Raw genomic sequence first — 18,468 nt, 5'->3', positions numbered from 1 at the left:
GACTATTTCTCGCCTCCCTTGCTGGCGGTGTTGGCTGTGCTCGTCGTGCTGGCTGCGGTGGACGTGCTGGTCGCCGCAGCCTTGCTCCTGCGCAGGGCGTCGCGGCGCTTCTTCTGGCGCGCCAGGTTGCGGGCGCGGTCGCGAGCGCGCTGCTTACGCATCTCCTCCTCGCGGTCCAACTGGCCGCCCAAGGACGTAAGAATCAACAACGTCAGGCCCACGACGATGAGGTAGACGCCCAGGTCAAAGACCAACGCCGACGGCAACGAGACGTCGCCGATGAGTGGCACAGAAACCTTCTCGTAGGCCGTCGACAACACGGGGCGTTCGAAGAACAGCGGGATGACCGCCATGGACGTGGAGATGAACAGCCCGGCGCCGAGGATCCGCGAGGCGTCGATAGGCAATGCCTCCTCCAGCTCCGCGCGTCCGCCCGCCAGGTAGCGCAGGGTAAACGCCAGGGAGGCTACGAGTCCGCCCGCGAAGCCGCCGCCGGGGGCGTTGTGCCCGGCGAAGAAGAAGTAGGCGCTCAGCGCCATCATGCAGGGGAAGAGCAGTCGGGTGGCCACGTCCACCATGAGGGAGCGGTTCTGCGCCGTCTCTGATTCCACGCCGGTGGCCAGCCAGCGGCGGCCCGTGACCCGGAGGGTCGGGCGGCGCGAGGACCGGCTGAAGGACTGGGTGCGGTAGATGAGCGACGCGATGCCGGTGGCGGCGATGACGAGCACGGAAATCTCGCCGAGGGTATCCCAGGCGCGCAGGTCCACGAGTAACACGTTGACGGCGTTGTCGCCGTGGCCGATGTTCTTGGCCAGCTCCGGCATGTGCTCAGAGATAGGGGAGGCCGAGCGCGCGTTCATCGCGAACATCGCCACCGTGGTGACCGACAACCCCACGCCGATGCTGAGCCAGGCGCGGAGCCGCTTGAGCTTCGGGTCTTGGCGCCATTCGGTATTCGCCGGCATTTTGCGGAGCACGAGCATGAACAGCACCATGATGATGGTCTCCACCAGTAGCTGCGTCAGCGCGAGATCCGTGGCACCGTACAGCGCGAAGATGAAGGCCAGGCTGTAGCCGGTGATGCCCACCACGATGACGGCGGACAGGCGGTTATCCAGCACCGTGGAGGCGATCGCGGCGGCGATGATGACCAGGGCCGCGATGGCCTGCCAGGGGTTGTCCGCCAGGATCATGCGGATGTCATTGCGCTGCCCGGAGATGAGCGCGATCGTCGGCAGCAGGATGAGCACGCCGAAGATGATGGCCAGGTTGACCTGCAGCGAACCGCGCTGCGTCGACGCGGTGATGCGCAGCGACAGGTTGCGCAGGTGCATGAGCACCGCGTCGTAGGCATCGTCCGCGGAGCCGAGCGCTGGGTAGTCGAACTGCGCCTTGTATACCAGGTGGCGCTGCCAGTGCATGAGGACACCGGCGGCGATGATGATGGCGCTGAGCCCCAGTGGAATGGTGAAACCGTGCCAGAGTGCGAGTTCGGCGACCTTCTCGGAAGCATCCTGCCCCGCGCCGTCGACGCCGCGAGCCAAAGGGAATGTGGCGTTGAGGTGCTGGGTAATCCCGGCGGACAGTAATTCGGGGAAGATGCCGAAGAACACCGTCAGTGCGGTGGCCACGCCCGGCGGGAGCCAGAGCAGCGGGCTCACGCGGTGCATGGCTTGCACGGCGGGGGAGACCCCGCCGCCGGAGACGTGCTCAGGCTTCTTCACGGAAAACGCGCCCCACATGAAGCGCAGGGAATAGGCCATGGTGAGGATAGAGCCCACCACGATGGCCACCGTCATCATGGCACGCGGCATGCCCACCAGCAGGTCCTCGTGCAGCACCGCTTCCAGCACCGCCTCCTTGGACACGAAGCCAAACAGTGGCGGCACGCCGGCCATCGATGCGGTGGACAGTGCGGCGATGATAAACAGCAATGGCTCCTTCCGGCGCAGACCAGAGAGCTTGTCGATGTCGCGGGTGCCAGTCGAGTGGTCGATGGCGCCGGTGACCATGAACAGCGCGGACTTAAACAGCGCGTGCGCGAAGGTCATGGCTAGCCCCGCCTGCATCGCCTCCCGGGAGCCGATGGCCATGACGGAAGTAATGAAACCCAGCTGGGACACCGTGCCGTAGGCGAGGATGAGCTTGAGGTCCTTTTGCTTGAGCGCCATCCAGCCACCCAGCAGCATCGTGAACAGACCCAGCGGAATGACCACGAGGTGCCAGCTGGTGACCACCTGGAAGTACGGCGCCAGCACGGCGACGAGGAAGATGCCAGCTTTAACCATGGCGGCGGAGTGCAGGTATGCGGACACCGGGGTGGGCGCGGCCATCGCACCCGGCAGCCAGAAGTGCGCCGGTGCGATGGCGGACTTGGACAGCGCGCCCGCCAGGATAAGGATGATGGCGATGGTGACGTACGGGGTCTGCGCCACGTTGGTAAACGAGTCCACCTGGGAGAAATCCCAGATGCCCGATTGCCGGCCGAACAAGATGATACCCAGCAGCATGGCCAGGCCACCCAGGGTGGTGACCATGAGCGCCTGCCCGGCAGAGCGGCGAGAAGAGGCGCGCTCACCGTAGTAGCTCACCAACAAGAAAGACAGTACTGAGGTGATCTCCCAGAACACGTACATGAGCAGGAGGTTGTCGGAAATCACCAGGCCGTACATGGCGGTGGCAAATCCCGCCATCTCCGCGGCGAAGGCACCGGATCGGTTGCGCAGGGAGGAGAAGTAGCCCCAGCAGTACACCATCACCAGCGTGCCGATACCTAGGATGATGAGGCTGAACAGGCCCGCGAGTGGATCCAGGCGGAAGTTGAGGGCCAGGTGTGCAGACGGCATCCATTCAATCTTCTCGGACAGGTACTGGCCGTCCTTAAATGCTCCGGTGGTAAACAGCTGCAGCACCCAGAAGAACCCCACTGCGTTGGGGATGGCCAACGCGCCGAAGGCGGGTCTGCCCAGGACCTTAATGAGTAGTGGGGCGAGGCAGGTGGCAGCAATAAGCACACCGAGCAGGATCAGCACGAGCTAGGAAGCACACTCCTTAAGGTCTTGGCCATATACCGTTTTCAACCACGTGTATTCGTGGCTATTTTAGCGACTCACTCACAGTGGTGTGGACAACTATTCGCCAACTAGCGCCCGAACCGCGCCAAGAACTCCGCTTCTGCTGCGGCGATGTGCACGATCTCCGATGGATCCACGGACTCGGTGGGGGAATGAATATCCGCCGCCGCGTCTTGGACACCAAACAAAGCAATGTCCGCTCCCGGATAAGCCTGGCTCAGTTCCACCGTGAGCGGGATGGAACCGCCCGTGCCTACCAGCCCGGTCTCTCTGCCATAGGAATTAGTCAGCGTTTCCTCAAGCAAGGTCAGGGCGTCACCATGAACGTCCGCGGTGAAGAACTGGCTCGCGCTGAGGATGTCCGCTGTCACACGTGCTCCCCAGGGTACGTGATTTTCGATGTGTCGTACCAGCACTTCTGCGGCTTCCCTGGTATTAAGGCCAAGTTCTGGGGGCACCCGGAGATTAAGTTGTGCTTCTGCGTGCGCGGGCACGGCGTTGACGGCCCGCTCCACTGGTGCGGAGCTAAACCCCGTCACAGTCACCGCGGGGCGCGCCCACACCAGATCTGCCACGGAGTCCTCGTCCCCGCCAAGCGTTTCGACGCCCCCGAGTACCCCGGCGTCGGCACGGAAGCGCTCCTTGGGGTAGGGCTGGCCTGTCCATTGCGCGCGGCAGTCCAGGCCGTCGATAGTGGTGCGCCCTTCCTCATCACGCAGGGAGTCCAGCGCCCGGATGAGCGCGGCCACCGCGTCCGGGGCGGCGCCGCCGAACTTTCCGGAGTGGGCCGGGGAGTGCAGGGTCTCCACCCGCACGCGCACCTGCGCCGAGCCGCGCAGCATGGTGATCAGGGAGGGCTGGCCCACCTCGGCGTTGCCCGTATCCGCGATGAAGATGGCGTCTGCCTCCAGCAGGTCCGGCTGTTCGCGCACCAGTTCCCGCAGGCCGGCGCCCCCGTTTTCCTCCGAACCTTCCACGATCACTTTGATGCCGCAGGCATGCTCGCTTTCCGACGTCCCCAGGTCCCTCAGCGCCCGCAGGGCCGCCAGGTGCATGACCACCGCGCCTTTGCAGTCCGCGGCGCCGCGCGCCGCCCAGCGCCCGTCTACCTCGGTGAGCTGGAAGGGCGGGTGATCCCACTCGGTCTCGTCGCCGGGCGAGACGACGTCGAAGTGGCTATAGAGCAGCACTGTGGGCGCGCCAGTAGCGCCGAGCTTTTCCGCGAACACCGCCTGGGATTTGTCCGCGCAGTGGATGGTCTTGGCGTCAAACCCGAGCTCGGTGAGCTTTCCTTCCACCCACGCCGCCGCGGCGTCGTAAGACTCCACGTACTCCTTGTGCTTCGGGTGCGCAGCGTGACCCTCTTGGGTCTTGGCGAGCACCTCCGCGTGTACGGAGCGGAAGGAGACCAGCTCGCTGAGGTCGGCGAAGATCTGCTCGCGCTGCGCGTGCACCGCCGCGGCGCAGCGAGCGGCGAGGGAGTCGGGAGAAACAGAAAAGGCGGGGCGCATGGATTCCATGCGCCCCACCTTAGCGTGGGGTAGGCGGTGCTACTTGGTGTAGCGCTGGAGGAACAGGGCCTCCGCGATGGCGATGTGCTCGATCTCTGTAGGATCCACGGACTCGTTGGCGGAGTGGATGGTGCACAGCGGTTCTTCCACGCCGAACAGTGCGATCTCGGCGTTCGGGTGTGCCTCCTGCAGCTCCACGGTCAGCGGGATGGATCCGCCCATGCCGGACTGGATAGTCTCCTTACCGTAGGCCTCGGCCAGGCAGTCGCCCAGAGTCTTGGCGGCCGGCTTGTTCGGATCGGTGGAGAAGCCGCGGTTGACCTCCAAGATGGTCACCTTGATATGGGCGTTCCACGGCACGTGGTTCTCCAGGTGCGCCTTGACGGCCTCCGCGACCTCGGCGGAGTCCATGTCCGCAGGGACGCGGACGTTCAGGTTGGCCTGCGCGGTGTGCGCCACGGCATTGACGGCCTCGGCCACTGGGGTCGAGGTGAAACCGGTGACGGACACGGCTGGGCGGGACCACACCATGTCCGCGATGGCGTCGTCCTCGGTGCCCATGATGTCCACGCCGTCGAGAAGCAAAGCATCGCCGCGGAAGTCCTCGCGTGGGTACGGTGCGCCGTCCCACGTGCGGGCGCAGTCCACGCCGTCGATCACGGTGCGGCCGTACTCATCGGTAAGGGAATCCAGGGTGCGCATGAGCGCCTTCGCCGCGTCCGGGGCGGCGCCGCCGAAGCTGCCGGAGTGCACGCCTGCAGCCAGGGTGTCCACCTGGACGTTGATTTGCGCGCCGCCGCGCAGTGAGGTCAGCAGCGTGGGCTGGCCCACCTTGGTGTTTCCGCCATCGGCGATGAGGATGGCGTCCGCCGCGAAGAGCTCCGGGCGGTCCTCGATGAGCTGGGACAGGCCGTTGCCGCCGCGCTCCTCGGAGCCCTCGATGAGCACCTTGAGGTTGAGGTCGGTACCGCCGGCCTGCTCCAGGGCGCGCAGGGCGGCCAGGTGCATCACCACGTTGCCCTTGCAGTCCGCGGCGCCGCGGCCGTACCAGCGGCCGTTGCGCTCGGTCAGGGTCAGTGGGTCGGACTCCCATGCTTCAACGTTGCCCACGGGAACCACGTCATAGTGGGAGTACAGCAGAACGGTGGGCTTCGCGGCGTCGCCAGGCTTGCTGCCCACAATCGCGGTGGAGCCGTCCGCGGTCTCGATGGCCTTGATGTCGAAGCCCGCTTCGGTAAACGCGGCCTGCACCCACTGGGCGGCCTTCTTCGGTTCTTCTTCCAAGCCGGGCTCGTTGTGTACGGAGTTGAAAGCAACGAGTTCGCTCAGCTGGGAGAAGATGCGGTCACGATCGTTGGAGATGAAGTCAGAAATTGTGGTCATGCTTACCAATCTACTCGGGTTGTGGCCTGGATATTTTTAGCGCCATTATGTCTCATGCACACGGGAGGTTTAGAATTTAAAAACAATCTGCCCATATTACTGACATTTTTTAAGAAAGGACCTGACATGGCGGACACAACGACCCGCGCCACAGGTTCCGCCACCCCGTTGCGCGAGCTCACGCTTCGCGGCATCATCATCGGTGGCCTTATCACCCTGATCTTCACCGCAGCAAACGTCTACCTCGGTCTCAAAGTGGGCCTGACCTTTGCCACCTCTATTCCTGCTGCTGTCATCTCGATGGCCGTGCTGCGCCGCTTCGCAGGCCACAACATTAAGGAAAACAACATCGTGCAGACCATCGCGTCTGCTGCGGGTACGTTGTCCGCCATCATCTTCGTTCTGCCTGGTCTGGTCATGGTGGGCTACTGGTCCGGCTTCCCGTTCTGGACCACCACGGCCGTCACCGCCATCGGCGGCATCCTCGGCGTGATGTACTCCATCCCGCTGCGCCGTGCGCTGATCACCGGCTCTGACCTGCCGTACCCGGAGGGCGTCGCTGCCGCCGAGGTGCTCAAGGTAGGCGACGATAACAAGGACGCCGCGGGCCATGAGGAAAACTCCAAGGGCTTGCGCGTGATCGTAGGTGGCGCGCTGAGCTCTGCCGGCCTGGCACTGCTGGCCGCCACGAAGGGTATTGCCTCGTCCGTGTCCACCACGTTCCGCTTGGGTGCCGGCGGCACCATGCTGGGCACCTCCCTGTCCGCTGCGCTCATCGGCGTGGGCCACTTGGTGGGCATCTCGGTGGGCATCGCGATGCTCGTGGGCGTGTTCATCTCCTTCATCGTCCTGTTGCCGATGCGCACCGCGGGGCAGCTGGACGGCTTGGCCGACATCTCAGAGATTGTGCAGACCACCTTCTCCGACGAGATCCGCTTCATCGGTGTGGGTGCCATGTCCGTCGCTGCACTGTGGACCTTGGTCAAGATCATCGGCCCCGTGATCAAGGGCGTCGCAGAGTCCCTCGCTGCTTCCCGTAAGCGCAAGTCCGGCGAGACCATGGACGTCACCGAGCAGGACATCCCGTTCAACGTGGTGGCCGGCGTCATCGTGGCGCTGATGCTGCCAGTGGGCCTGCTGCTGTACTCCTTCCTCTCGCAGTCCACCATCCACGAGCACATGGTGCTGCTGATTACCGTCTCCGTGGTGTTCATCCTCGTCGTCGGCCTGGTCATCGCGTCCGTCTGTGGTTACATGGCGGGTCTGATTGGCGCGTCGAACTCGCCGATTTCCTCTGTGGGCATCATCGCCATCATCTCCGCCTCTCTGTTGATCGCGGCGCTGACCGCCTCCACGGACGCGGACCCGGCCTCGCTGATCGCCTACACGCTGTTTACCACCGCCATCGTCTTCGGTATTGCGACGATTTCCAACGACAACCTGCAGGATCTTAAGACCGGTCAGCTTGTGGGCGCGACCCCGTGGAAGCAGCAGGTGGCGCTGGTTATCGGTGTTATCTTCGGTTCGATCGTCATCCCGCCAATCCTGCAGCTGATGCTCACCGCCTTCGGCTTCCAGGGTATGGAGGGCGCCGGCCCGGACGCGCTGGCCGCTCCGCAGGCTGCACTGATGTCCTCGGTGGCTACCGGCATCTTCGACAGCACCCTTGATTGGTCCCTCATTTGGCTTGGCGCTGGCATTGGTGTGGCAGTCATCATCGTGGACGAGGTCCTCAAAGCCACGACGAAGAAGCTGTCGCTCCCGCCGCTGGCCGTGGGTATGGGCATGTACCTGCCGTCGACCCTCACCATCATCATTTCGATTGGTGGCTGCCTGGGTTTGTTCTACGACAAGTGGGCAGAAAAGCAGGCCAACGGCGAAGCGAAGAAGCGCCTTGGTGTCCTCCTGTCCACCGGCCTCATCGTGGGCGAGTCCCTGTTCGGCGTGCTCAACGCCGCCATCATCGCGGCCTCCGGCGGCGACTCCCCGCTGGAGATCTTCGAGGGCGGCATCACCGCCAACATCCTGGGCATCATCCTGGTCGTGGCTGTGGTGGCAGGTCTGTACACCTGGGTGAAGTCCGTGGCAAAGAAGGCAGCTCTGGATCCGGCCGAACCCGCCACGGTCACCGACGCCAAATAATAAGGTGGCTCCATAGTCCTTTAAAGGCTTTTCGACGCCAACGACGCCCCGTGCGCCCGTCCTCACAACGCTGAGGGTGGTGCGAGCGGGGCTTTCGCGTCACTTCTTGCACTCGCGGGCGTCGAGTGCCAGAATGGTGCCTAGCACTTTCACAACCCGAGTGCTAGATAAACGATCAGTGTCGTGGGTGAGGTTGGTTTACACTCGCCAGCCGTGCCGTCGCGGGCGCCCACGATTGTCGGTGACGTGAGTGTCGTCCTCAAACAAAAATCAAGGAGCACAAACACATGGCTAAGATCATCGCGTTTGACGAGGAGGCCCGCCGCGGTCTCGAGCGCGGCCTGAACACCCTGGCTGACGCCGTCAAGGTCACCCTGGGCCCGAAGGGCCGCAACGTTGTCCTGGAGAAGTCCTGGGGCGCACCGACCATTACCAACGACGGCGTGTCGATCGCTCGCGAAATTGAGCTCGAAGATCCTTACGAGAAGATCGGCGCCGAGCTGGTCAAGGAAGTAGCGAAGAAGACTGACGACGTCGCGGGTGACGGCACCACCACCGCCACCGTTCTGGCCCAGGCGCTTGTGCGCGAGGGCCTGCGCAACGTGGCTGCCGGCTCCAACCCGATGGGCATCAAGCGCGGCATCGAGACCGCCACCAAGGCCGTCGTCGATCAGCTGCTCTCCTCCGCGAAGGAAGTGGAGACTCAGGAGCAGATCGCTACCACTGCCGGTATCTCCGCTGCAGACCCAGCCATCGGCGAAAAGATCGCCGAGGCGATGTACACCGTGGGCAACGGCTCGGTGAACAAGGACTCCGTCATCACCGTGGAAGAGTCCAACACCTTCGGCGTGGATCTCGAGGTGACCGAGGGTATGCGCTTCGACAAGGGCTACATCTCCGGCTACTTCGCCACCGACATGGAGCGCCAGGAGGCAGTCCTGGAGGATCCGTACATCCTGCTGGTGTCCTCCAAGATCTCCAACATCAAGGACCTCGTTCCTGTCCTGGAGAAGGTCATGCAGTCCGGCAAGCCGTTGCTGATCATCGCCGAGGACGTTGAGGGCGAGGCCCTGTCCACCCTGGTTGTGAACAAGATCCGCGGCACCTTCAAGTCCGTGGCCGTCAAGGCGCCGGGCTTCGGCGACCGCCGTAAGGCCACCCTGCAGGACATGGCTATCCTCACCGGCGGCCAGGTCATCTCCGAGGAGGTCGGCTTGTCCCTCGAGACCGCTGACCTGCCGATGCTGGGCCAGGCCCGCAAGGTTGTGGTGACCAAGGACGAGACCACCATCGTTCAGGGTGCCGGCTCTCAGGAACAGATCGACGGCCGCATCAAGCAGATCCGTTCCGAGATCGAGAACTCTGACTCTGACTACGACCGCGAGAAGCTGCAGGAGCGCCTGGCTAAGCTGTCCGGCGGCGTGGCCGTCCTCAAGGTCGGCGCTGCTACCGAAGTGGAGCTTAAAGAGCGCAAGCACCGCATCGAGGACGCCGTGCGTAACGCGAAGGCCGCTGTGGAAGAGGGCATCGTGGCCGGCGGCGGCGTGGCGCTGCTGCAGGCAGCTTCTGCTCTCGACGCCCTGTCTGACCTCACCGGCGACGAAGCTACCGGCGTGAAGATCGTCCGCGAGGCGCTGTCCGCACCGCTGAAGCAGATTGCGCAGAACGCGGGCCTGGAGCCGGGCGTGGTGGCCGACAAGGTTGCCTCCCTGCCTGCTGGCCAGGGCCTGAACGCTGCTACCGGCGAGTACGTGGACCTCATGGGCGCTGGCATCAACGACCCGGTCAAGGTGACCCGCTCCGCATTGCAGAACGCTGCCTCCATTGCGGCTCTGTTCCTCACCACTGAGGCGGTTGTGGCCGACAAGCCGCAGCCGGAGGGTACCCCGGACCCAGCCGCTGCTGCTGGCATGGACGGAATGGGCGGCATGGGCTTCTAAGCTCGCCCCACCCTCGTGGTTCCCCGAACCGCAATCTCAAGGCCGTGGGCCCACCAGAACTTATCTGGTGGGCCCACGGCCTTATGTATTAGTGATGCAAATTCGGAAGCACGGTGTAAGCTTTCCGCGGCTCAAACCCTTATAGCATCCTGAGAGCCTTCTTTGGGTTCAAGACACGCCCATCGTCGCCTTGAAATTGCGAGTAGTGGCACTTGAGTTTGTATCTTATTGCCGGAAGTGTACAAAGCGTTACAGACCATGTGCACCATAATGGTGTGAAGTTATCGGAATGTAATCAACCGCATGACGCGCCTCGTGGCGCCGCGGTCGAACTGCTGGGGCGTGCGAACGCCCCCGGATTGGGGTAAAAAGCACCCTCAAATTTTCCTGCATCGGATCTGGGTGTGGCCCGAAAATGCAAATTGACGCGAGTGACTAGAGTGAAAATTAGTTTTCACTTTATGCATTTGTAAAGAAACGGGCAGGTTATCGCCATAAACCGAATTGCGGGAAAAATTTAGTGACTTCGATCACAGAATATTAAGTGCTGCGAAGGCGGCAAGGCCACACAACATTTTTTGAGCATCCGGGTTGACGGGTGGGGAATCTGTGACAAAATAGTCTCCTGTGACGCCCTCGGGTGTCTGCAAACTGTACACACTCCGACGGCGTAAGAAATTACCCGCGGACTTCTCGAAGGAGAATCACAATGGATCTTTCCGTAATCCAGCTGCACCTCGACAACTTCAAGACCACCTGGGAGGGCTGGGCTGACGTATTCTTCGGCCTGAACTCCTTCTTCGACGGCCTGGCTGGCAACGACGAGACCAACGGCGGCGTTGGCAAGCTTGTCGAGGCTTTCGCAGGTTCCTCCAAGTAAACCTGTTTCGGGCTTCGGCCTGACTCAATCCATCTACATCTTTCACTTCATAGGAGATAACATGTCTGAGTTCCTGACCGGTTCTTCCGAGTTCGCTGCAAAGCTCGAGGGCTTTGAGTTCATCACCACCATCGGTGCTTTCGTTACCCCGCTCTTCGAGCTGATGAAGCCACTGGCTAAGGCTGCTGGCGGCGCTTCCGACCTGATCGGTCTGATTGCTTAAGTAAAGCCCTGCTACGCAAGTAGCTAGCTTTCTTGAAAGGCCCCAACCTTCTGGTTGGGGCCTTTTGCATGCCTGGGGTAGGTCCGTTCCATGGCCCGGAAGTGATATGGCTGTTCACCGCGCCCGAGTTCCCGGTAGGGGCTAAACTTGTAGTTATGGCTGACAAAAAAGACGACGAACTGCCGGAGATTGACCTGGCGCAAACCGACGGCTACGTAGTCGACGACTCTGATGAGGACGATCCCGCCCTGCTCAAGCCGGACGGTTCCCCTATCGAAACGTGGCGTGAGAACTACCCGTACGAGGAACGCATGACGCGCGACGAGTACGAAAAGACCAAGCGCTCCCTGCAGATTGAGCTGCTGAAGTGGCAGAACTGGACCAAGGAAACCGGCCAGCGCCACATCATCTTGTTCGAGGGCCGCGACGCCGCAGGTAAGGGCGGCACCATCAAGCGCTTCAACGAGCACCTCAACCCGCGTGGTGCCCGCACCGTGGCGTTGGAGAAGCCCTCCCCGCGCGAGTCCACCTCCTGGTACTTCCAGCGCTACATCCAGCACTTCCCGGCCGGCGGCGAGATCGTGTTCTTCGACCGCTCCTGGTACAACCGCTCCGGCGTCGAACGCGTCATGGGCTTCTGCACCGAATCCCAGCACGCCGAGTTCCTCCGTGAGGTTCCCATGCTGGAGAACATGATCCTGGGCTCCGGTATTTCTTTGACCAAGCTGTGGTTCTCCGTGACCCGCAAGGAGCAGCGCACCCGCTTCGCCATCCGCCAGATCGATCCCGTGCGCCAGTGGAAGCTTTCTCCGATGGACTTGGCCTCCCTGGACAAGTGGGATGACTACACCCGTGCCAAGGAAGAGCAGTTCCGCTACACGGACACCGAAGAGTCCCCGTGGATCACCATCAAATCCAATGACAAGAAGCGCGCCCGTATCAACGCGATGCGCTACGTCCTGTCCAAGTTTGAATACACCAACAAGGACCACGACGTCGTTGGCGAGCCGGATGACAAGATCGTCATGCGCGGCCGCGACCAAATCGGCGACTAGTTGCAGGTTTAGCTCCTAGCTTCCGTACTAAACACTGCGCGAAGCCCTCGTTGCGTGAAGCAGCGGGGGGGGCTTCTGCTGTCCCCAAACGCTAATTGTTAAACAAATCTTAATTTAACGTTGATTTGGGTTTTCCCCTTAGTGGGCAAAGTAAAACCCATGAAACATATCCCTAATTCGCGCTCGTTTGCGCTGCTCGCCTCTGCCCTTGTTGTCACCACTGCTGTTGCCCCGACGGCCGGCGCGCAGTCGTCGCTGTCCTCTTCTCTGCCAACGTCGCTTCTTGGTTCCTCTAGCGGTTCCTCGAACTCGTCCGGGTCTTCGCGTCCTGGTGACGACGCTCCAGCAGGTACCGGTGATGCGGGCGAGACGCTGTGGTCCGAGTCGTTTGATGAGGTGCCTAACCCGGTGCATTTCACCCACAAGGTTCCAGAAGGCTGGGCCAGCGAGGATACCGGCGTGACCTCCGGTGAAGCGCGGTGGAAGGGGTGGACTCTCACGGACATTCGCCACTGGACGTGGGCCGCTGGCACGGACATGCGGCACTGGTTCACCGGGGCGCACGACCAGATCGCGGTCATCGACTCCAAGCAGCAGCGACTCAACGCCACCGACTCCATGGACGCCGGACTCATCACCCCCGACATTCCCGTGGCCGCGCAAGACCGCGTGGCGCTGACATTTGACCACCACTACCGCCAAGGCTCCCCGGACCAGAAGGCCACCGTGACGGTGTCCTTCGACGGTGGGGAAGGGGACGTCGTCAAGCAGTACACCGCTGATGAATTCTCCGCCCACGAGAACCTCAACGTGGAGGTCCCCGCTGGGGCGCAGGACATGAAGGTGCGCTTTGACTATCTGGGTGGGAACGACGACTGGTGGTGGGCCATCGATAACGTTGCCGTTTCCGAGCCGTTGGGCGAGCTCCCGGGCGAGCCAGAATCAATCGTGGACGTGCTGTCCGATATTCAGGGCGATACCAAGGAATACCAGCAGGCGATTCGCCATCTCAACGCCATGGAAGACAAGGCCGACGCACTGGTGCTCAACGGCGACTTGGTGAACACGGGCGAGCAGCACTTGTGGGACGAGTTCCTGGCTGCGCACCGTGCTGAGCCGCATGATGCCGAGGCGGAACTGTGGACCATCGGTAATCATGAAATGTACGGGCCGGACGGCTCGGAGAAGAACCTGGAGCGCTTCCTCAAGTACTCCGGCCAGGACAAGCCGTACACGGAGAAGATGGCTGGCGGCGTTCCGCTCATCTCTATTAACACCGAGTACTACTCTGACGTGGACCGCGACGGCAAGGAGCCCTTCCAGCGCCTTTCCGAGGAGCAGCTCAACTGGTTGGACGAGCGCGTCGGCTACTGGACGTCCCGCGGCGTGACCCCGCTGGTGTTTACTCACCCGGTGCTGCCACAGACGGTGTCCATGACGCACTCGGCGTGGTACCAAAACGACTTTGAGGATCTTGAGGCGCTATCCAACGTACTGAACAAGTACAACAACATCGTGGCGTTTACCAGCCACACTCATTCCAGCCTGCAGCAGAACGACTGGTGGGGGATGCGCCGCTACGACGGCACCGGTGAAGCCGGCAAGAAGGGCTTCCCGGTGGTCAACACCGGCGCCATCACCAACGAGTACCGCCCGGGCGGCGACCACGATGAGACCATCGTGGACGAGGGATCGATCACGGGCTTGCGCGTGAAGACCTACTCGGACCGCGTCCGCGTAGAGGCCTGGGACTTCCGCAAGAACGAGATGATCAAGTACCAGGACTTCGCGCGCTAACGCGGCTCGATGGGGTTGCCCTGCCAGTAGGACTGGGCGGGCACTTGGTCGCCGCGCATGACCAGCGAGCCGGGGCCGACGGTGGCGGCGTCGCCGATGCGGGAGGCCGGCAGTGCGACGGAGTGCGGGGCGAGGGTCGCGCCGTCGGCAAGCGTCACCGTGTCTAGGGACATGACGCGGTCCTGGAACAGGTGGGTTTGCACCACCGTGCCCGGGCCCACCGTGGCGCCGCGGCCCACGAAGCACAGGTCTGTCTCTGGGAACCAGTAGGACTCGATCCATGCGCCGCGGCCGATGTGCACGCCCAGGGCGCGCAGACCCATGTTCAGCGCGCCGGTACCCATGGTGTGCTGGAAGAACCAGGGCCCCGCCACGGACTCGACGAAGGCGTCCTGCAGCTCATTGAGCCACACGAAGGAGCTCCACAGCGGGTGGTCGGCCGCGCGGTGGCGGCCCACACAAATCCACTTCACCGCCACCGTGATGCCCATGGCCAGCGCGCCCGCCGCCATGAGAACCACACCGGACAATGCCCACGCGACGGCTAGGCCGTAGTCCTTGTACAGCACCAGGAGGGTGCCTGCCACCAGCGCGAGCAGGATCGCGGACGTCATGGGAGCCAGCAGGCGCAGCGTCTCGACGATCGCGCGCAGCACCTTCAAGCGCAGCGGCGGGGCGTAGGTAAGGGCCTCGGCGTTGGTGGCGTCATCGCCGTCGGTGGCAGCAAACGTGGCCTCGACGCGGCGCATGCGCTCCGGCGGGGAGCCCCACCAGTTCGAGCCGGCCTTGGACTTCTTCGGAGTGGAAGACAGTACGGCCACCAGCGAGTTCTTGCCCAGCTTGCGGCCGGGGCCGGTGATGCCGGAGTTGCCCACGAAGGAGCGCTTGCCCACCTTGGACTCGCCGGTGAGCACCCAGCCGCCGCCGAGCTCGTAGCCGCCGATCATGGTGTCGTCGGCCAGGAAGGAGCCTTCCTTGATGTCCGCGAACTTCGGGATCATCACGGCCGTGGAGATCTCCGCATCCGCGCCCACCTTGGCGCCCAGCGAGCGGAACCACCACGGGGTCAGCTGCGAGGCGTACAGCGGGAAGAGCTGCGTGCGCGCATCATCCATGAGGCGTTCAATGAACCACACGCGCCAGCCGTTCAGGGAGCGGACCGGGGTCACGCCCGGCTTCAGGCCCAGCGAGAGCAGGCGCACGCCCACCCAGGTCATAGCCATGTAGGCCGCGAACGCCACCAGGGCGCCGAGCGGGGCGAAGAACAGTCCGCCCGCGAAGGCATTGCCGCCCAGGAGCTCGACCAGCGCGACCACCACGACCGCGCCCAGGCCGATGGCTACGGCCGGCTGCAGCGCGAGCGCCAGGGAGCTCAGGCCGTAGATGGGAACCCACCACGGGCGGCGCTTCGGGTGCTCGTCCGGGAAGCGGTGCTTGGAGCGACCCACCTTCTTGGCGGGGGAGCCGGACCAGCGCGAACCCTTTTTGATCTTCTTCTCGCCCGTGACGGTGGAGCCGGCCTCCACGTGCGCGTCGTTGCCCACCACGGTGCCCGGAAGCAGCGTGGTGCGGGCGCCGATGCGCGCGTTCGGGCCGATCTGAATGGCGCCCAGGTGCAGGATGTCGCCGTCGAGCCAGTAGCCCGTCAGATCCACCTCGGGCTCCACGGCGGCGTGGTCGCCCAGTGTGAGCAGGCCGGTGACCGGCGGCAGGGAGTGCAAGTCCACTCCGCGGCCCACCTTCACGCCCAACGCGCGGGCGTAGTTGTTCACCCAGGTAGCGCCAGCAATCGAGCGCGAACCAGAAGCATCTGCCCAGCGCTCCGCGGCCCAGATACGCAGGTGCACCGAGCCGCCGCGCGGGTAGTCACCCGGCGTGATACCGGCGGTGAGCAGTCGCGCGCCGAAGCCGCCAATGGGGATGCGACCCAGCGGGGTCAGGAACACCAGGAACATCGCCAGGACGATCCACCAGTTGGTCAGCGGCGCCCACTCCACGCCCGCAAGATGTGCAGCGTTGGAGCCCAGCAGCAGCCAGGTCAGCACGGACGTGCCGGACAGCGTCATGGCCGGGAGCTGCCACATAAATTGCGCCAGGCGCACCCCGGCGCCCACCGGCTTCACCACGCGCTTCTCGACGTCCCGTGGGCGCTCCTCCGCACCCGCCAACTGCTCGGCCAGGGAGCCAAGGCGGGGGTGATCGTAGAGGTCGCGCACCGCGACCGTCGGGAAGCGCTCGCGGATGCGGCCCACCAACGTGGCCGCGGCCAGCGAGGTGCCGCCCAAGGAGAAGAAGTCGGCGTTCTCGTCCTCCACGGACACGCCCAAGACGTCGACCCACAGCTCGGCGAGCCAGGACTCGGTCGGGGTCAGACCCTGTGCCTCCACGCCGACGCCGGGCAGCGGCCACGGCAGCGCCTTCTTGTCCACCTTGCCGGAGGTACGCACGGGCAGCTCGTCCATGACGCAGATGCGCGGCACGAGCGCCGCGGGCATGGTCTCCGCCATGCGCTGGTGCGCGGCCTCGTGGTCGAAGCCGCGGTCCGGGTCCTCCAAGGACACGTAGCCAACGAGCACCTTCTCGCCGCCCGCGGTGGACTGCACCGCCACGGCGGAGTTGTACACGTTATCCAGCGCGGCGACGTTCGCCTCGACCTCACCGAGCTCGATGCGGCGGCCGCCGATCTTCACCTGATCGTCCACGCGGCCCACGAAGTACAGGCCGTCTTCCTCCAAGCGCACGTGGTCGCCGGTGCGGTAAGCGTGATCCCAGCCCACGGACTCCAACGGCGCATACTTCTCGGCGTCCTTGGCCGGGTCCAGGTAGCGGGCCAAACCAACGCCGCCGATGACCAGTTCGCCCACCTCGCCGAGACCAACCGGCTGGCCCTGGCCGTCCACGACCACCAGGTCCCAGCCGTTGAGCGGCAGGCCGATGGACACCGGGCGGCCCGGGTGCAGCTGATCGGCACACGCCACGACGGTCGCCTCGGTGGGGCCGTACGTGTTCCACATTTCGCGCTCAGGGGTGGCCAGGCGATCGACGAGCTCCTGGGAGCAGGCCTCGCCGCCGACGATGAGCAGACGGATATTATCCAGCGCCTCGGCGGGCCACAGGCCGGCCAAGGTCGGCACCGTGGAGACCACGGTGATGTCCCGGCGGATCAGCCACGGGCCCAGGTCCATGCCGGAGCGCACCAGCGAACGCGGCGCGGGCACCAGGCAGGCGCCGTGGCCCCACGCCAGCCACATCTCCTCGCAGGAGGCGTCGAAGGCGACGGACAGGCCCGCGAGCACGCGGTCGTCCGGGCCGAGCGGACCGCCAGGGTGGTTGACCAGGAACAAAGCGGCCTCCGCGTCCACGAAAGCGGCCGCGGAACGGTGACTGACGGCCACGCCCTTCGGCTTGCCGGTGGAACCGGAGGTGAAGATGATCCAGGCGTCGTCCTCCGGGCGCGGGTAAAACTCATCCGGCGGCGGCCCGGCGGCCCGGCGGCCGGTGGTCTCGCGCAGCATGCGGAAGCCCTCGTCGGTGAAAAGGCCGTCGATGTCGGCCTCGCCGAAAACCATTTCGGCGCGCTCGTCAGGGTCATCCGCGTCCACGGGCACGTACGCCGCGCCGGCGGCGATGGTAGCTAGGATGGCCAGGTACAAATCGCGGGAACCCGACGACATGCGCACGCCAATGCGGTCGCCGCGGCGCACGCCGCCGCGACGGAGCTCGGCGGCCCAACTCTCGACGTCGGCAAGCAACTCGGAGTACGTCAGCACCTCGCCGTCATCGATGGCGGCGGCCTCCGGGTAGAGCTCCGCGGTGGTACGCAGGACGTCGTAGAGCGTGCGGGTGCGCGGGGCGAGGTTGCCCGCGAGGTACTGCGGGGGAACGGTCTCTAATGCGCTGCGCGCAGGCTGTGGGGCCTGCGCGCGAAGACTGTCTGGCTGGTCAGAATCCAACTCGTGGGGCATTTAAGACTCCTTCTCCGTGCCGTCGGCATCGGGTTCGACGTCGGCGGCGATGATGGACTTGGCCAGCTTGCGCAGGTGCTTGAGCTGCTTGTCAGTGGACGGATCCAGGGCCTCGTTCTCGGCGTCCAGGACGAGGGTGGCCAGTTCCTTTTGTGTCTTGGCACCACGCTTGGTGGCAGCCACGATTTGACGGCGGCGATCCTTGGGATCGCGCTCGCGCTTGGCCCAGTTGCGCTCCTCGAGGGCGTCGATGAGGCGCACCATGTCGGAGGCGTCGATGGCCAGGATTTCGGAGAGGTAAGACTGGGACGCGGCGTCGGCGTGTACGAGGCAGGTCAGGACCCAGAATTCGCGCAGGGTGGTCTTTTGGGTGGCGAGTGCGGCTTCGACGCCGTCGCGGGTGCGGCGGCGGAGGCGCTCCAGCTGGAATGACGGGGATTCCAGCAGTTCGGTGGGGATAGCGGAGTTATTGCTCAGAGACATACCACCATAGTATGC

11 protein-coding genes are annotated in these 18,468 nt (G+C 64.1%); 6 read left to right on the top strand and 5 right to left on the bottom strand.

Annotation, left to right across the window (positions count from 1 at the left end; genetic code table 11):
* Window positions 1-2: 2 nt before the first annotated feature.
* The 3 genes from H0194_RS04175 to H0194_RS04165 all read right to left on the bottom strand — a co-directional run bounded on the left by H0194_RS04175 (window position 3) and on the right by H0194_RS04165 (window position 5,968).
* Window positions 3-3,032 (bottom strand): Na+/H+ antiporter subunit A, encoded by a 3,030-nt coding sequence (locus tag H0194_RS04175; RefSeq protein ID WP_185176560.1) that lies wholly within the window; start codon window positions 3,030-3,032, stop codon window positions 3-5.
* 110 nt (window positions 3,033-3,142) lie between these two features.
* Complete coding sequence (locus tag H0194_RS04170) at window positions 3,143-4,585, bottom strand: M20/M25/M40 family metallo-hydrolase (RefSeq protein WP_185176881.1); 1,443 nt, start codon at window positions 4,583-4,585, stop codon at window positions 3,143-3,145.
* Between the two features lie 39 nt (window positions 4,586-4,624).
* Window positions 4,625-5,968: a dipeptidase gene (locus H0194_RS04165; RefSeq protein WP_185176559.1), complete on the bottom strand. Its 1,344-nt coding sequence runs from the start codon at window positions 5,966-5,968 to the stop codon at window positions 4,625-4,627.
* 126 nt (window positions 5,969-6,094) lie between these two features.
* Here H0194_RS04165 and H0194_RS04160 point away from each other — a divergent pair, with 126 nt between their 5' ends.
* The 6 genes from H0194_RS04160 (at window position 6,095) to H0194_RS04135 (ending at window position 14,005) form a co-directional block, all read left to right on the top strand.
* Window positions 6,095-8,110, top strand: a complete 2,016-nt coding sequence (locus tag H0194_RS04160; protein ID WP_185176558.1) for an OPT family oligopeptide transporter — start codon at window positions 6,095-6,097, stop codon at window positions 8,108-8,110.
* A gap of 287 nt (window positions 8,111-8,397) precedes the next feature.
* Window positions 8,398-10,050 carry a chaperonin GroEL gene (gene groL, locus H0194_RS04155; RefSeq protein WP_185176557.1) on the top strand — a complete coding sequence of 551 codons (1,653 nt, stop codon included), beginning with the start codon at window positions 8,398-8,400 and terminating at the stop codon, window positions 10,048-10,050.
* 709 nt (window positions 10,051-10,759) lie between these two features.
* Window positions 10,760-10,930 (top strand): hypothetical protein, encoded by a 171-nt coding sequence (locus tag H0194_RS04150; RefSeq protein WP_185176556.1) that lies wholly within the window; start codon window positions 10,760-10,762, stop codon window positions 10,928-10,930.
* Between the two features lie 61 nt (window positions 10,931-10,991).
* Window positions 10,992-11,153 (top strand): hypothetical protein, encoded by a 162-nt coding sequence (locus H0194_RS04145; protein ID WP_185176555.1) that lies wholly within the window; start codon window positions 10,992-10,994, stop codon window positions 11,151-11,153.
* Window positions 11,154-11,308: 155 nt separating this feature from the next.
* Window positions 11,309-12,208, top strand: a complete 900-nt coding sequence (gene ppk2, locus H0194_RS04140) for a polyphosphate kinase 2 (protein WP_185176554.1) — start codon at window positions 11,309-11,311, stop codon at window positions 12,206-12,208.
* Between the two features lie 159 nt (window positions 12,209-12,367).
* Window positions 12,368-14,005: a metallophosphoesterase gene (locus H0194_RS04135; RefSeq protein WP_185176553.1), complete on the top strand. Its 1,638-nt coding sequence runs from the start codon at window positions 12,368-12,370 to the stop codon at window positions 14,003-14,005.
* Here the strand turns inward: H0194_RS04135 and H0194_RS04130 are convergent.
* Window positions 14,002-17,970: a Pls/PosA family non-ribosomal peptide synthetase gene (locus tag H0194_RS04130; RefSeq protein WP_185176552.1), complete on the bottom strand. Its 3,969-nt coding sequence runs from the start codon at window positions 17,968-17,970 to the stop codon at window positions 14,002-14,004. The two genes, H0194_RS04135 and H0194_RS04130, sit on opposite strands and share 4 nt — an antisense overlap.
* Window positions 17,971-18,453: a MarR family winged helix-turn-helix transcriptional regulator gene (locus H0194_RS04125; RefSeq protein WP_185176551.1), complete on the bottom strand. Its 483-nt coding sequence runs from the start codon at window positions 18,451-18,453 to the stop codon at window positions 17,971-17,973. It abuts the gene before it with no gap.
* Between the last annotated feature and the right edge of the window lie 15 nt (window positions 18,454-18,468).

This window comes from Corynebacterium incognita, assembly GCF_014217255.1.
In the GTDB taxonomy this organism is placed as follows: domain Bacteria; phylum Actinomycetota; class Actinomycetes; order Mycobacteriales; family Mycobacteriaceae; genus Corynebacterium; species Corynebacterium incognitum.
Note: the sequence above shows the minus strand (reverse complement) of the source record. Positions and strands in the feature narration are given on the sequence as shown.